The sequence below is a fragment of the Cohnella sp. 56 genome, from assembly GCF_037963805.1.
In the GTDB taxonomy this organism is placed as follows: domain Bacteria; phylum Bacillota; class Bacilli; order Paenibacillales; family Paenibacillaceae; genus Cohnella.
Window position 1 is genome coordinate 1 of the sequence record NZ_JAZDQE010000025.1, and the last position, 15,061, is coordinate 15,061.

The window sequence follows — 15,061 nt, forward strand, 5'->3', positions numbered from 1 at the left end:
TCTACACTTCTAATCCAGGGGGATGGCCCCCAGCTATTTATCGTGAAAGAATGCTATCACAAGCTGCTTAGTAACGGGATTTCTGTATGAGGGTGTTTTCAAACTGCACTTTTTTTGACAACTCCACATCGCCTGCACTACGAGAGGCGTTGCCTCGCTCCGGGCGCCCAATTCACACATCGCCTGCACTACGAGAGGCGATGCCGCGCTCCAGGCGCCCAATTCGCCCATCGCCTGCACTACGAGAGGCGATGACTCGCTCCGGGCGCCCGATTCACACATCGCCTTCACTACGAGAGGCGATGCCTCGCTCCGGCGCCTAATTCGCCCATCGCCTGCACTACGAGAGGCGTTGCCTCGCTCCGGGCGCCCAATTCACCCATCGCCTGCACTACGAGAGGCGATGACTCGCTCCGGGCGCCCGGTTCACACATCGCCTGTACTACGAGAGGCGATGACTCGCTCCGGGCGCCCAATTCGCCCATCGCCTGCACTACGAGAGGCGTTGCCTCGCTCCGGGCGCCCGATTCACACATCGCCTGTACTACGAGAGGCGATGACTCGCTCCGGGCGCCCAATTCACACATCGCCTGCACTACGAGAGGCGATGACTCGCTCCGGGCGCCCAATTCACCCATCGCCTGCACTACGAGAGGCGATGACTCGCTCCGGGCGCCCAATTCGCCCATCGCCTGCACTACGAGAGGCGATGCCTCGCTCCGGCGTCCGATCCACACATCGCCTGTACTACGAGAGGCGATGCCGCGCTCAAAAGTCCGCCTTCACCATATGCCGCCACCTTATCGAGCCACTCGCAACGCCGCCGCGCCACCACGCCCATGTGCTTCCCATCGCCGGCACTTCCACCACTCACCCGTGCCGCTATGCTCCGAGTCGCTCTCACCCACCACGCACATGCCAAAGACGCCCCCGTATCCGGAGGCGCCTCACTCGCTCACTCATTGACTCACTAGCTCGCCTGTTCACCTGCGCAGTCGCTCCCTAGCTCGTCTCCTCGCTCACTCCCGGTTTTCACCCGCTCGCTCCCTAGCTTGCCTGTTCACCTGCGCAGTCGCTCCCTAGCTCATCTCCTCGCTCACTCCCGGTTTTCACCCGCTCGCTCCCTAGCTCGTCTCCCCGCTCACTCCCGACTCGCTCCCTCGCTCTCCAACTCGCTCCCTACAAGTCCACTTCGACCATCGACTGTGCCGTCACGGGATGGTCGGTGATGATGCCGTCGACCTGGAACTTGAGCACTTCCTTCAGATCGCGCCTGTCGTTGACCGTCCATACCCATACGCCGCGGCCGGCTGCGTGCGCTTTGTTCACGAGCTGCTTGGTCAGCATGATCTGCTCGATTGTGTAGAAGTCGACGTCCAGCGACGACAGGTCGCCGAGCGCGAAGTACAGAATCTGCCCGATCTTGATCTCGGGATCGATCTCGCGGATATGCCGCAGCGCGGCCCCGTCGAACGACTGGATGTAGGCGTCCTCCTCCATGCGCGTCTCCCGGATGAGCCGGACGACATCCTCCGCCAGCGCCTCCCCGGCGCCGTACGGCTTCAGGTCGATGAGCAGCTTGATGCGCCCCTGCGCCTCGCCCAGCACCTCGCCCAACGTCGCGATCCGCACCGGCTCGCCGTTCTCGTCCTCCCCGATGTCCAGTCTGCCGAGCTGCGCATACGTGAGGTCGGACACGCGCGAGTTCACGCCCGCCATGCGCCGCAGATTGGCGTCGTGGTTCAGCACGACCACCCCGTCCCTGGTCAGCTGAACGTCCAGCTCTACGGCCGTCAGTCCCTTGTCGATCGCCGAGAGGACGGACTGCAGCGAATTCTCGGGCGCACCCGCCGTGTCGCCCCGATGCGCCGCGATCAGTACGCTCCACTTGGCATAGACGAGACTGCCGCTCGCCTTCAACGCGACGAATACCGACAGGCTGATATAGACGACTGCGACCGTCGCGTACAGGAGGCGTTTTCTGCGCAATCCCTTGAGGTAGCGGCCGATGCGGCGTTCGAGCCTGCCGAGACCGCTACGGTAGATGTTCAGCCGATCCTCCGGCTTCACGCCCTGGGAGCGGCCGAAGTTGTAGTACAGACGGGTCAGCAGGATGATATTGACCGGCAGGAGCAGCAGCGCGAACATGTACGTCAGCAGTGTCGACAGCGTGAGCGAATAATGGTTGGAGAAGATGGTGAGCACGTTCATATTGAGCCAGGCGGGCAGGTAGGACAGCGAATTGATCGCCGTCGAGCCGGCAGCGAAGACGACCGCATTGAACAGGAACAGCGACAGGAAGATCTGTACCCGCCGACCCCTGGTGAGCGCCTGGCTGCTGCGGAGCGCCTGGGCGGTCGTCTTGCCCTCGAGCACGATGAAGTGCAGCGCGAAGATCCATCGCAGCAGCGCGTACAGCGCGCCGACCAGAATCAGGGCATAGACGAAGGTCATCGTGTAGGATGCGTCCAGCACCTGGTTGTTCAGGAAGATCGGCACGTTGAACAATGCGTAGAAGGAAGCCGACAGCGGCGAATCGATGAACGGAATCAGCACGAGCAGCAGCATGAGCAGCTGGAATATACCGAAGCCGAGCAGGCGGGGCGTCCGCCGCAGAATCGTCAGCACAGCGTCCGCGATGGCGATTTGTTTGCCGAAATAATGCTGCTGCACGAGCACGACGAGCACGAACAGCTCGACCAGCACGGCGCAGGAGGCGACCAGACCGATGAGGACGAGGCCCAGCACGCCCTTGTAGCTCAGACCCAGCCGATACACATCGCCGTTGAGCAGCGAGCCGGAGCCGACGACCGTCAGAATCCGGTTGAACATGAACGTGATGACGGGAACGACGAATGCGCTTGTGACCAGCATGTACAAATATTCGAAAAGCAGAAGCTTCGGATAGGTGGCGCGAAAATCGCGGAAGGCTCTGACCAGCAGGTTAAGCATAACGGTTCATCCCAGTTCTATAAAATGTATGTTAACCGGCGGCTGCCGGGTGCTCCTATCATAACATGTCTCCCGCTCGGCGGACGACGGATTGTGCGGCTGCGGGAACGCCGGACTAGGCATGCGCATACGTTAATCTATGTTCAAACAGACGGAGGTATTGACATGAGCTTGCAGTATTCTGCGCAAGGCGCACCGACATCGCTCTATCAGTGCGATTCCAATCTTCATCAAGCGCTGAAGTCCGTCAGAGATCATATGCATGGACTCTGCGCCCAGCACGCAGGCAAGCTGGCGAGGGTCGAGACGCTCGACGGCGAGGTGTTCGAGGGACATCTCATGCACTGCGACAGAGGCATCATGTACCTGAACGTACCGGACACCCGCGCCTTTTTCCCCGGACCTCCGGTTCCGTTCGCGAATCCCGGCTTTGTGCTGCCGCTCGTGCTCTTTAACCTGCTGACCATCTCGCTGCTCTAATCGCGGCCGAGTATCCCCATCACGACGAGGAGTGAGAAAATAGCTATGGCCTTCATGCCCCCCTTCGGTCCGCAAGGCATGCAGCAGGCGCCGACCGCACCGCCGCCGCAGACCGTGCCGCCAAGACCGCTCAACGCATCGACGCTGGCCGTCGATCCGGGCGCGATCCGCGGCTGCCTGTTCCGCAATACGTATGTCTGGCCGCGTGGCGGCCAAGGCTTCTGGTTCTATCCGGTGTTCGTCGGCCGCACCTCGGTGGCGGGCTTCCGGTGGAATGGCTTCTTCTGGATGTATACCGGCATCGACCTGCAGCGGATCGAGTCGTTCACTTGCTTCTGAGTTTCCCTCAAAAAAAAGCGGGCGCCGCGTACGAACGGCGCCCGCTTCATTATGGCTTAATCTCGTCCGCGCTCCACTCGAACGTCCACGGTCCCCGAATCGCGACGTAAGGCCTGACGAAGGTGAGCTTCACTTCCTTGCTGTCGGGTTTAATCTCGAACTCCATATACTCAACTGCGCCTGTCGACTCGCTGAGCTTGGCCATACCGCCCTTTCCTTCAATGTCCAGATTGTAAAGCGACCTGTCCGGCTTGGCGTCCCAGTGCAGATCCGTATAAATCCGAAGCGCATCCGTCCCGATCCGCTCCGTCTTCGTGATCGTGACGGGGAATCCGGCGATGTCGAACGTCTTGTTCAGCGCATCCTGCGAAGTCGTCGGCACCTTCACAGTCGCCTCGCCCCGGTAAAGGACGCTGATCTCGGGAATCGTCATGACGTACTTGGCTCCCTGCCGCTCCGATAGCGGGAAGTACAGCTCGCTCTGCGGAGCGCCGGTACCCCGGACCCAAGTTACCTCCAGCGGACGCCCCGCTTCGTCCTGTACACTTAGTTGATCCTCGGAGCCGTAACGAATCGGCCATCCGATGCCGTAGCTATTAATCCAGTAAGACTCCTGCGGCGGCGCGACGAGCGAGATGCGCGCCCGGTCGCCTACGCGGTCGGCGATCGCGGTCACGGACAGGCCGCCGGCCGTCGCAGTCTTGCCCAACTCCGCATAGCTGGCGGCCCCATCGGCCCGCTCGAGGACCGCGCTCGTCTCGACCGGCTCGGGCAGCGGCAGCACGAGCTTGACCTCGCCGCTCAAATCCAGCTTGCCCTTGTGCCAGAACGAAGCGGTCCATTCGTCGCCCCCCCATGAGCCCATGGAGCGTTCGATTGTGTACTGCTTGCCCTGTCCATTGACCACATCGAGCTGTTCGACGCGGGGGGCTTGCTTCCCGGCCATCGTGATATACGTCATGTCTTCGCCGACGACCATGCCGGTGATCGTGACCTCTCCCTTGTATACCTTGAGGACGATCGGCTTCTTGAGCACATACCGCTCGGACGGCGACTCCTCCTCCGTCACGACGCCCGTGCCGGGCGCGAACTGGAACGTCTTGCGCAGCGCGGCCCATACCCGGTCGTGATTCGCGATGCCCGCGGACAGGACGAGCAGCGCGAGCAGGGCCGCCGCGATCGCCAGCGCGCGGCGCCGCGCCGGCCGCTGCGATCGCCGTCCTCGCAGCAGCCCGAATCCCGGCCGCGCCGCCGCCGCCGCCGCGATGCCCGCGCCGGCCCGCTCACGCAGCTCATCGGGCAGCGGGATCGACTCCATGAGCGCCTTCATATTATCGGTAGGCATCCTGCCCCTCCTCTCCCGCCCGCCGCTGGAGCTTCGCCAGCGCGCGATACAGCAGCGTCTTCGCGGTGCCGAGCGGCACCTCCATCGCCTCGGCCGCTTCGCGGATCGTCAGATCGTAGTAATACCGGAGCACGACGACCTGCCGCTCCGTCTCGTCCAGCAGCTCGAGCAGCGACTGGAGCGAGATCGCGAGCGGGATGTCCGTCTCGTCCCGGGCGACGAGCGTCTCCGCGTACGACGGCATCCACGCCGCCTCGCGCCTTCGCTTGCGATAGGCGTCCGTCGCGCAGCGGATCGCGATCCTGACGAGCCAGGTCTTGAAGTAACGCGGCTCCTTCAAGCTCCGGATGGACTTGTAGGAGCGATAGGCCGTCTCCTGCACGACGTCCAGGGCATCCTCCGCATTGCCCATATAGACGTATGCCGCCCGGTACAGCTCCGCCTCATATTGCCCGAACAGCGTCGCATAGGCTTCGCTGTCGCCCTGCTGCGCCCGTTTGATCAAATCGAGAATATCCCTCACCCGCCTCGCCCTTGCTCCTGCTTCTATATGATTAGACGGCCGAGCGCATGAAATGGCTTTAAACGGATCACGACGCCTTCCGGCGCGCTTCCCCAGCCGCTCCCTTGCCGCCCGACAAGAACCAGCCGCATACGGCAATGAGTATCAGCACGGCATAGAATGTCAGCTTCCAGCCCGTCGACTCCGCGAAGGCGTGCGGGATGACGTGCAGCGACGGATGGGCCAGCGTGTGCACCGCCAGCTTCACGCCGACCCAGCCGACGATGACAAAGGCTGCGATCTCGAGCGACGGCCGGCTCTCCAGCAGCTTCACGAACAGGTTGGCGGCGAAGCGCATGATCAGGAGCCCGAGGAAGCCGCCGAGGAAGATGACGGCGAAGTGTCCGCCGTTCATGCCGCCGATGCGCGGCAGGCTCGTCTCCGGCAGGGCGACGGCGAGCGCCACGGCGGCCAGGATCGAGTCGATCGCGAAGGCGATATCCGCGACCTCCACCTTGACGACGGTCGGCCAGAACCCGGCCTTTTTTGGCGTCGCGCCCGTATGCGGCTCGGCATTGCGCTCGCCTTTTTTGACGATGACCTTGCGGAATATGTGGTTGAGTGCGATAAACAGCAAATACAGCGCCCCGATCGCCTGCACCTGCCAGACGTCCACCAGAAACGAAATGGCGAACAGCGAGGCAAAGCGGAACACGAATGCGCCGGCGAGTCCGTAAAACAAAGCTTTCTTGCGTTCCTGCTCCGGCAAATGCTTCACCATAATCGCCAGCACGAGCGCATTGTCGGCCGCCAGCAGCCCCTCCAGCGCAATCAGCACGAGCAGTACCCAGCCATACTCCATCAACAGTGCGAGCTCCATCGACATCCTCCTTTGTGATTGTCCGCCCGCCGCCCGCTCTCCCCCCGGAACAAAACAAAAAAGACCTCTGCCTTGTTCAAGGGCAAAGGTCTCGCTAACAATGCCGTATCGGCAATGCCAACAAAGCCGGAGAGCGCGCTCTCGTATTGACGACTTTATTGTGGCAGCTACTCCCCTTCGGAGTGGTTACATATGCGATTGCGGATGCTTCGTTTTCCAAGTAGAATACGGCGAGTAGGATGAAAGGTTTCATCACGTTAGCGATTATTTATAACGGTTGACGCCGACACGGCGGTCGACAAGGCGGCATGCAGACGCCCGCCCCGTATGCTGCCCTGCCGGCACAGTCAGGATTGACAGCCCCCTTGTACTAGAGGCATAATACAATAGAGTCATGAGGCGGGTGAGCGGCGAATGTTGAACTTTTACGAGCTGAAGTTGAATCATAGAGACCCCGTCTACATGCAGATGGCGCTGTATGTGAAGCGGCAGATCCTGCTCGGGCATGCGGTATCCGGAGATAGGCTGCCGTCCAGACGGGAGATCGCCGCGCAGCTCAGCGTCAATCCGAATACGGTGCAGAAGGCGTTCAAGCTCATGGAGGAAGAAGGCTTCGTGCGCACGAGCAGCACGCTGGGGAGCGTCGTATATGCGGACGAGGAGACACTGCGGCGGATTGAGGACGAACTGACGCGGGAGCTGGTCCGGTCGTTCGTCGATTCGGCCAAAGAAATCAATCTGTCGTTCAAGACGGTCGTCGCCCTGATCGGCGAGCATTGGGATTAAATTTTTTTGAATCCATTGTACCATATGACTAATACAATTGAGGTGCTTCGCATGAAAGGGCTGTACCGTCTGATCGGCAACGAATTCGCCAAGTGGCTCCCGGTCGTCTCGCTGCTGTGCGCCGCCGCCGTCATCGTGCCGCTGCTCTTGCTGCGGAGCCGGCTGAAGGATTATAACGAGTTCGCCGTCAACGCAAGGTTCGAGGACGTGTACGCCTCGTCCGGCAGCATCCTGCTGTTCGCCGTCCTGCTCGCGCTGGCATGCGCCTACTTCCTCGTGCTGAACTACGCAGCGTACTGGGGCAGCAAGAGCATATACATGTACCTGACGCTGCCGGTTAGACGCGAGGCGCTGTACTTCAGCCGGCTGATCGTGTTCGCGGGCTGCCTGCTCTGCCTGCTCGCAGCGCAGCTGATCGGCATCCGGCTCGGGTATGCGCTCTACGTCGCCAAGGTCGGCAGCTACGCTGAAGGACAGTTCGTCATGCACAACGGCTTTTTTCTGGCGATGATCCGTTCGGCGTATTTCCGGATGCTGCTGCCGCTCGGTCCCGGCAGTATCGCCTCTACGCTCAGCATCTTTGTCGCAGCCACGGCCGGCTTGTACTACGCTGCAATTTGCGAGCGCAGCAAGCGATATTACGGGCTTGCCGCCGTCGCCGCCGCCTTCTGGTTCGTCTTCAGAACTATCAGCTACCGCCTGAGCGAGAACGGCAGTACCTACATCGGGACCCACAGCCTGTATCCCAACTGCGTGCTGCTGCTGGCGCTCGGCGGGTTTTTCGTGTGGCACGGGCTGCATATCGTCAAAAGGGGGGCCGTCGCATGAGCGGCTGGAGAGAGACGGGCGCGATGAGAGCGATCGCGCGAATCGCCAGGCACGGGGCGCTGCCGGCGGCGGCACTGGCGATCGCATGGATCGTCGGGCTCGCGATCCATACGTACGCGGCGAGACACGACGAGACCCTCCGGCTCCAGGATCTGGCCGGCAGCCGAGAGGCGATACAGGGCGTGTCCATCGGCGGGGTCGTGAAGGACGGCTATCACCGAACGACGTTCCGGGTACAGGAAGGCCATGTGTCCAGCCGGACGGAGGTGCTCGAGCAGCCGCGTTGGACGTTCGCGGATGGCGGCTTCGGGCAGTCGGGCGAAGGGAAGACGTACACTGCGCAGCGCGAGGACGATGGTACTTACAAGGTGATCGTCTATCCGACGAAGGACGGCTCTCTCGTGGGAGTTGGAGAACGAGCATACGCAAGCCCGTCGATCGCCTACCGCGGCCAGCGCGGACCCGTCGGCCAACCCGCCTTGGCCAACCGGCTTGAGGACGGCATCGCGACGATCGGAGACCGCGTTTACTTCACGGCGCCCGTCTCGGGCAAATTCACCGGCCAGAGCGGCATCTATGAGCTCAAGTTCTACGAATGGTGGCAGGAACAGCGCATCGATAAAAAGGAGTACGCCCCCCGCAAGCTCGCGGACATCGACCTGAGCGCCAATGCGCAAGGCGAGGGCGGCGCGATCGAGGTGCTCGGGCTCGAGGCGATCGGCGGCAAGCTGGCGCTCGTCACGGCGGAGCGCGGAGCGCTGCACGTCCGCTGCTACGATCCGGACACCGGCGCCGAGCTCGGCGCGATCGCCGTGCCGGACGTGCGCCCGGCCGCGGCTCCCGACGATGCCGCCGCAGCGGGCAACCGTGCCGCCTACGAGGCGCATCCCGACGCGTCGCGAAGCCTGCTGACGCTCGCCTTCGAGCGCGCTGCTGCGGGCGAATCGGGCCGGCCGACGACGACCGTGCTCGTCCTCGACTTCGCGGGCGGCGGCATCGAGCTGGCGCAGCGGTTCGACGTCGACATGAACGACGGCGAAGCGGATACGGACAGCGCGATGTCCGCCATGTACTACCGCGACGGCAAGCTGTATGCGGTCAAGTCGCGGCGGGAGCCGCAGAACTCCGATACGCGCATTGCCTACGAATGGCTGCGTCCCAGACATCTGTATATTTATGTCTATGACCGCCAGTCGCTGGCCTACAAGGGAGAGCTGCTCACCGATGTGAACGACGACAGCATCCGTCTGGTCAATATGCCGGCCAACGGCAGCAACTCTGTCTACGAGCAGTTGGATTACCGGCGCTTCGCGGATGTATCGATCGCCTGGGACACGGATACGGAGGGAACGTCATGATCCAGCTCACATTTGTCGACAAGCGCTATCCGACGAGCAACGCGCTGCTGTACACGAGCGATCTGAAGATCCGCAAGGGCGAGATCGTCGGCATCCTCGGGGACAACGGCAGCGGCAAGACGACGCTGCTCAAGTCGATCATGGGCATCGGCGAGCTGAAAAAAGGCGAGGTCGCGATCGACGGCAAGCCGGCCGCCGAGCAATATGAGCGCATGGCGTTCATTTCCGAGGAAGGCACGTTCCCGCCCCAGGCCACGCCGCTGCAGTATGCGCGGTTTTTGACCGACTTCTTCCCCGGCTTCGATCTCGAATACTACAACCGCCTGCTGGCCCTGTACGAGCTGCCGACCGGGCGCAGGATCGGCACATTCTCCAAGGGTCAGAAAATGAAGCTGGAGATGAGCGCGGGGCTCGCCAAGCGGGCGGACTACCTGCTGATGGATGAGCCCTTCATCGGCAACGATATCTTCGCGCGGCGCGAATCGCTGCGCGTCATGATGTCGGAGCTGACGGGCGGCGAGACGCTGCTCATCACGACCCATCTGATCGAGGAGATCGAGAATGTCATCGACCGCGCGATCATCCTCCACAAGGGCCTCATCCTGGCGGACCACTACATGGACGATCTGCGGGAGGCGGGCAAGAGCCTGACGGACGCCATGCAGGAGGCCCGCAGTTCCCGGCCCCGGCGGGACAGGACCACAATACGATAGCCCGCTGCCGCTCTATTCCCTCTCTGCATTTCCTCGCACTCGTTTATCGCCCACTACTGCCTGTTGGGACTCCCCATTATTGGGCCAGGCACAAGCAGGGCGTGTGACGCATAAACATCAGTATCGCAGTTCCGGCCTGCCCGTTACGCCGGCAGTCCGCGATCGCTTACCGGTCGATGCCGCACTCGGCGATGCTGAAGGTAACCTCCGCAAGTCCGAGCGCATTCGGCAAGACCCGATGATCGTAGACCGTGTTGTAGTCGCAAGCGCAAATATCGGCATCGGTCTCCAGGGCGCGGGCGTACATCGTCTCGAACATGCCCGGCTCCGCCCAGTCGTCCGCATCGACGAATCCGATGAACCGGCCGGCGGCCGCGTTCAAGCCTGCATTGCGCGCCGCGCCCTGGCCTTGGTTGTTCTGCCGGATCACCTTGATCCGGTCATCCTCGGCTGCATAGCGGGCCAGCACCTCTGCCGAACGGTCCGTCGAACCGTCGTCCACGGCGATGATCTCAATGTCCGCGAGCGTCTGGCCGCGCAGGGAATCCAGACAACGGGGAAGATAGTCCGCGACATTGTAGAGGGGACAACGATACTGACGGCTGGCTTCATGGATATCCTCCTGTAGCGTGTGAGGAGGTCCGCAAGGATGATGTATGTAGGAGGCGGGGGTGTCATACGGACCATGCCCACATAGAAATAGGCCCATAGTATGACTCCCTCTTACTTAATCCCTGAAGTTGGAAAATTAAACAAGGGATTACTCCCGTCACTTCATATTGACGACGAACGGAGCAGTGAACACCTTGCCATCGTGCTGAAATTGCCCCCAGATTTTGTACGTCCCGCTGTCAGGAAAAGAAGTCGCAAACGCCGCATCCGGTCCGGTTGCCTTCTCATCCACCGGATGAACATGGAGGTACTGGCTCGCATCCTCCGAAACAATGACAACATGTCCGATCGCACCCAAATAAGGCTGCAGGTTATCGATGCCCCGCTTTGTGTTCGCATCGCGAATATTGAAGGTCAAGGTCACGTCTTCCTTCGGCTTGGTCGTGCTCATGATGAGCTCGACTTCTTTGCCGTCGACCTCTTTCACTAGCGTCTTGTCGGCTGTGATTGCGGCATGCGCGCCCTCCGGGCCCGCCACCTGCACCCAATCGCTGAGCGTCGTGTTGGCGCCGCCCGCAGGAACAAAGTCCGCGAACAGCTTGTACTCGCCGCCGGCGGGGAATGAAGTGTTCACCGCAAAGGTGCCGTCTCCCCTGAACGTCGGGTGGATATGGTTAAAAAACGACAGGTCGTGGTTGACGACGATGAGATGGAGCAGCTTCTCGTGACTGACCTCGTACCGATCGACCGGCTTCCCGCTCTTGTCCTTCACTTGGACGGTCAATTCCGTATCTTCATCTGCCTTGGCAGCGCCTGCCGGGAAGGCAAACGACACCTGGAAATCCGCAGTGGCGGACGCGGCCTCCGCACCATGACCGTCATGCTCGTTATGATCGCCTCCGTGGTGGGCACTTGCTTGCGCGCTGCCGGCTGTATGGCCGGCATGTTTATTGCCGCCCGCGGACTTGCTGTCGTCCCCTTTGCCGCATGCGGCCAATACGCTGATAGCGAGCGCGGCGGCAGCGACGAGGATTAGGGTCTTTTTCACGTTTACAGCAGCTCCTTTTTTACAGTGTCTATAGAAATCCGGTTTCCATATTGCGTGCCATTACGTTTACAACTTTAATAGTATAGCCCCCTACCCTACAAGTCAATCGGCAGTTTATCGTTCACCAGATCAGGACTCGTACCGGACGATCTAATGCCTGCTTCGTGCTTCGCCTATGCCGCCTGGGTTTAAAAAAGGATAAGGAGGCGGAGATGCTATGAATATAAAAAGCAAAGCGGAGGAAATCCTGTCCCGGATCAAGAGCGACCAGCAATTCTCAAGCAAGTTCCAGCACGATCCGGCCGCTGCGATCGAGTCGGCCGTCGGCATTAACCTGCCGAACGATCAGGTCAACGCGCTCATCGGTGTCGTGAAGGCCAGGCTGGCCGGAGACCACGCGGGCGAACTGCTGGGGTCGTTAAAGAAACTGTTCTAGGGTTGCGGCGGCAGCGCGTTTTGAATTACAATACGGATAACTGAACCGGAATGGAGCTGAAGAGAGAATGTGATGATTCTTGCCTGTGCTGAGGAAGACGGCGTTCGCGCGCCCGTATTCTTTGCCATGCAAGAAAGTTACGTTTCTCTTCACTCAATCGACGGGTGCTGATCCGGCCGCAGGCGGCCAGGTTTTCCTGTATCTATTTGAGCTGCGAGAAGTAACTTTCTTGCAGCTTTTATCTTTGTATACAGGAGGACTGCCCTATGTCGATCATCCAGGTCAACAACCTGACCTTCGCCTACGACGGCAGCTACGACAACATATTCGAGGACGTGAGCTTCCAGCTCGACACCGATTGGAAGCTGGGCTTCACAGGGCGCAACGGGCGGGGCAAGACGACCTTCCTGCGCCTGCTGCTCGGCCAATACGAATACACCGGACAGATCTCGGCATCCGCCAGCTTCGAATACTTTCCTTTTCCCGTCGCCCATCCCGAGGATCTGACCTATGAGGTCGTGGAAGGCGTCGTGCCGGACTACGCCGACTGGCAGCTGCGGCGCGAGCTCAATCTGCTCAAGGTATCGGAGGATGCGTTGTACCGCCCCTTCGCCTCCCTGTCGAACGGCGAGCAGACCAAGGTGCTGCTGGCGGCTTTGTTCCTCAAGGAGAACAGCTTCCTGCTCATCGACGAGCCGACCAACCATCTGGACATGCACGCCAGACAGCTCGTCAGCGACTATCTGCGGTCCAAGCGGGGCTTCATCCTCGTCTCTCACGACCGCGCGTTCCTCGACAACTGCGTCGATCATATTCTGTCGATCAACAAGACCGATATCGATATTCAAAAAGGGAACTTCTCCGAGTGGTGGGAGAACAAGCGGCGGGAGGATAGCTACGAGCTCGCGGAAAACGAGAGACTCAAAAAAGACATCAAACGCCTGTCAGAGGCGGCCAAGCGCACGAGCGACTGGTCGGACGCCGTGGAGAAATCAAAAAACGGCACGCGTCCCGGCGGCCTGAGGCCGGACAAAGGCTACATCGGCCACAAGGCCGCCAAGATGATGAAGCGCTCCAAGGCCACCGAGCACAGGCAGCAGGCGGCGATCGAGGAGCGGGCCGGACTGCTGAAAAACATCGAGAGCGCGGAGAGCCTGAAAATATCGCAGCTGGCGTATCATCAGGACCGGCTGGCGGAGCTGGAGCATGTATCGATCGCGTACGGCGACAAGACGGCGTGCGAGGACGTGAGCTTCACAATCGGGCGCGGCGACCGGATCGCGCTGTCCGGACCCAACGGCTCCGGCAAGTCGAGCATCCTGAAGCTGATCTGCGGCGAGCCTCTGACCCACACCGGAACCGTCCGCATCGGGAGCCAGCTCAAAATCTCCTATGTCTCGCAGGACACCTCGCACCTGCGGGGCAATCTGACGGACTACGCGGCCGAATACGGCATCGACGAGAGCTTGTTCAAGGCCATCCTGCGCAAGCTGGACTTCGCCCGCGTCCAGTTCGAGAAGGATATCTCCTCCTACAGCGGCGGGCAAAAGAAAAAGGTGCTCATCGCCAGAAGTCTCTGCGAGCGAGCCCACCTGCACATCTGGGACGAACCGCTCAACTTCATCGACGTCATCTCCCGCATGCAGATCGAGGAGCTGCTGCTGGAGCACGCGCCCACCCTGCTGTTCGTAGAGCATGACCGCGAATTCTGCGACCGCATCGCGACCAAGACCGTAGAGCTGCGCTCGCCCGTATAGTGCCCAGCCGGGGCCAAGCGCCGTCGCCGTTCGCGCTCAGACGCACGAGAACCGCACCAATTGGTGCGGTTCTTCGCGGTGCTCGCACGCTCGCCCGCGGCCTGGCGCATGCGCTCACTCCCGGATGCACAACCAGCGCACCAAAATGGTGCAGCCGGCTCGCTTCTGCGGCAGCCTCTTCCGTACTGCGGCACAGCGCCCGTCTCCCGTGGCACCTATCGCACAGAGAGCGGCAGCCTGATGCCGGCTATCCCCTCTGCATCACGTCCCATGCCAGGTACAGGCTGAGCGCCGCAGCTACGATCAAGCATCCGTTCTCGCAAACACAATATAATCCAGGGCCGGGGGCTCGCCATGCCCCTCCCGCACCAGACGGTTGATCTGGCCGCGGTGGTATTGTCCGTGAAGCGCCACATGCGCGAGAATATCGCGGATGGAGTTGCTGAACGGAGCGCCGGACTGGCTCCGGTATTCCAGCAGCTCGTCCAGCCGCTCCTCGGACAGGCCTGCGAGAATCCGGTCGTAGCAGCGCGCGTTGTCCTCAAGCAGACGCTCGAGCGCGCCCGGATCGTCCTCGCCGGCCCACAGCTGCAGGTGCGAGCTGTCGCGGCCTTCGAGGCGCACCGCCCATACCTGCTCAGCGATCAGAATATGACGGAACAGCTTCAGCGCCTCGGGGCTAACTCCTCCGTCCTGCTCGAGCGTCTCCAGCAGACGCCGGTCCGCCCATTGCTGATGTTCGATCATACGGCGAATTGTCTCCACGCTGATCCTCTCCTCACCAGATGCTCGCCAGATGCTCGTCGCTTCCCGCGGCAGCACCCGAACTTTTTCCAGATAGACAAGTGCATTCATGACCTGCGGCTCAGCTCTCAGCGATGCCGCCTTCTTTTCGGCGATCCGGCCAGCTGACCGATGGACAGAAGACCGAACCTCCCCGACGGGAGATTCAGTCTTCTTCGCGTTCCTGGATGCGCGGGAAGACGCGATCGCTTATGCCATCGCCCCGACACCTGATTCAGGAA

15 protein-coding genes are annotated in these 15,061 nt (G+C 61.2%); 8 read left to right on the forward strand and 7 right to left on the reverse strand.

Annotated elements, in window-relative coordinates:
• Positions 1-1,179: 1,179 nt before the first annotated feature.
• Positions 1,180-2,952 (reverse strand): glycerophosphodiester phosphodiesterase, encoded by a 1,773-nt coding sequence (locus tag VQ071_RS27425; protein WP_340517804.1) that lies wholly within the window; start codon positions 2,950-2,952, stop codon positions 1,180-1,182.
• A gap of 165 nt (positions 2,953-3,117) precedes the next feature.
• Between VQ071_RS27425 and VQ071_RS27430 the strand changes: the two genes are divergently transcribed.
• Positions 3,118-3,432, forward strand: a complete 315-nt coding sequence (locus VQ071_RS27430) for a hypothetical protein (RefSeq protein ID WP_340517806.1) — start codon at positions 3,118-3,120, stop codon at positions 3,430-3,432.
• Between the two features lie 45 nt (positions 3,433-3,477).
• A complete protein-coding gene (locus VQ071_RS27435) occupies positions 3,478-3,771 on the forward strand; it encodes a transporter (RefSeq protein ID WP_340517809.1) in 294 nt (97 codons plus the stop codon).
• A 49-nt stretch (positions 3,772-3,820) separates the two neighbouring features.
• Here VQ071_RS27435 and VQ071_RS27440 read toward each other — a convergent pair whose 3' ends face one another.
• The 3 genes from VQ071_RS27440 to VQ071_RS27450 all read right to left on the reverse strand — a co-directional run bounded on the left by VQ071_RS27440 (position 3,821) and on the right by VQ071_RS27450 (position 6,498).
• Positions 3,821-5,116 (reverse strand): hypothetical protein, encoded by a 1,296-nt coding sequence (locus VQ071_RS27440; RefSeq protein WP_340517810.1) that lies wholly within the window; start codon positions 5,114-5,116, stop codon positions 3,821-3,823.
• On the reverse strand, positions 5,103-5,621 hold the full coding sequence (locus tag VQ071_RS27445; RefSeq protein WP_445293347.1) for a sigma-70 family RNA polymerase sigma factor: 519 nt from the start codon (positions 5,619-5,621) through the stop codon (positions 5,103-5,105). The genes VQ071_RS27440 and VQ071_RS27445 overlap by 14 nt, the downstream gene beginning before the upstream one ends.
• A gap of 85 nt (positions 5,622-5,706) precedes the next feature.
• Positions 5,707-6,498 (reverse strand): TerC family protein, encoded by a 792-nt coding sequence (locus VQ071_RS27450; RefSeq protein ID WP_340517814.1) that lies wholly within the window; start codon positions 6,496-6,498, stop codon positions 5,707-5,709.
• 414 nt (positions 6,499-6,912) lie between these two features.
• On the opposite strand from VQ071_RS27450, the gene VQ071_RS27455 reads away from it, so the two are divergent.
• From VQ071_RS27455 to VQ071_RS27470, 4 genes are read left to right on the forward strand one after another with little or no spacing between them, the layout of a single operon-like run.
• Positions 6,913-7,284, forward strand: a complete 372-nt coding sequence (locus tag VQ071_RS27455) for a GntR family transcriptional regulator (RefSeq protein ID WP_340517815.1) — start codon at positions 6,913-6,915, stop codon at positions 7,282-7,284.
• A 51-nt stretch (positions 7,285-7,335) separates the two neighbouring features.
• Entirely contained in the window at positions 7,336-8,112 is a 777-nt protein-coding gene (locus tag VQ071_RS27460; RefSeq protein WP_340517817.1) for a hypothetical protein, read from the forward strand.
• Positions 8,109-9,470 carry a hypothetical protein gene (locus tag VQ071_RS27465; RefSeq protein WP_340517819.1) on the forward strand — a complete coding sequence of 454 codons (1,362 nt, stop codon included), beginning with the start codon at positions 8,109-8,111 and terminating at the stop codon, positions 9,468-9,470. The genes VQ071_RS27460 and VQ071_RS27465 overlap by 4 nt, the downstream gene beginning before the upstream one ends.
• A complete protein-coding gene (locus VQ071_RS27470; RefSeq protein ID WP_340517821.1) occupies positions 9,467-10,183 on the forward strand; it encodes an ABC transporter ATP-binding protein in 717 nt (238 codons plus the stop codon). Before VQ071_RS27465 ends, VQ071_RS27470 begins: the two co-directional genes overlap by 4 nt.
• 166 nt (positions 10,184-10,349) lie before the next feature.
• On the opposite strand, the gene VQ071_RS27475 is transcribed toward VQ071_RS27470, so the two are convergent.
• Entirely contained in the window at positions 10,350-10,892 is a 543-nt protein-coding gene (locus VQ071_RS27475; protein ID WP_340517824.1) for a glycosyltransferase family 2 protein, read from the reverse strand.
• Between the two features lie 60 nt (positions 10,893-10,952).
• Positions 10,953-11,843 carry a hypothetical protein gene (locus VQ071_RS27480; RefSeq protein ID WP_340517825.1) on the reverse strand — a complete coding sequence of 297 codons (891 nt, stop codon included), beginning with the start codon at positions 11,841-11,843 and terminating at the stop codon, positions 10,953-10,955.
• A 217-nt stretch (positions 11,844-12,060) separates the two neighbouring features.
• Between VQ071_RS27480 and VQ071_RS27485 the strand changes: the two genes are divergently transcribed.
• Together VQ071_RS27485 and VQ071_RS27490 are read left to right on the forward strand one after the other, a co-directional pair.
• Positions 12,061-12,279, forward strand: coding sequence for a hypothetical protein (locus VQ071_RS27485; protein ID WP_340517829.1), 219 nt, complete (start codon positions 12,061-12,063; stop codon positions 12,277-12,279).
• A 266-nt stretch (positions 12,280-12,545) separates the two neighbouring features.
• Complete coding sequence (locus VQ071_RS27490; protein ID WP_340517830.1) at positions 12,546-14,036, forward strand: Lsa family ABC-F type ribosomal protection protein; 1,491 nt, start codon at positions 12,546-12,548, stop codon at positions 14,034-14,036.
• A gap of 303 nt (positions 14,037-14,339) precedes the next feature.
• Here VQ071_RS27490 and VQ071_RS27495 read toward each other — a convergent pair whose 3' ends face one another.
• The gene (locus VQ071_RS27495) at positions 14,340-14,801 is read right to left on the reverse strand and encodes a DinB family protein (protein ID WP_340517832.1); all 462 of its coding nucleotides are present in this window, start codon (positions 14,799-14,801) and stop codon (positions 14,340-14,342) included.
• Positions 14,802-15,061 lie beyond the last annotated feature (260 nt).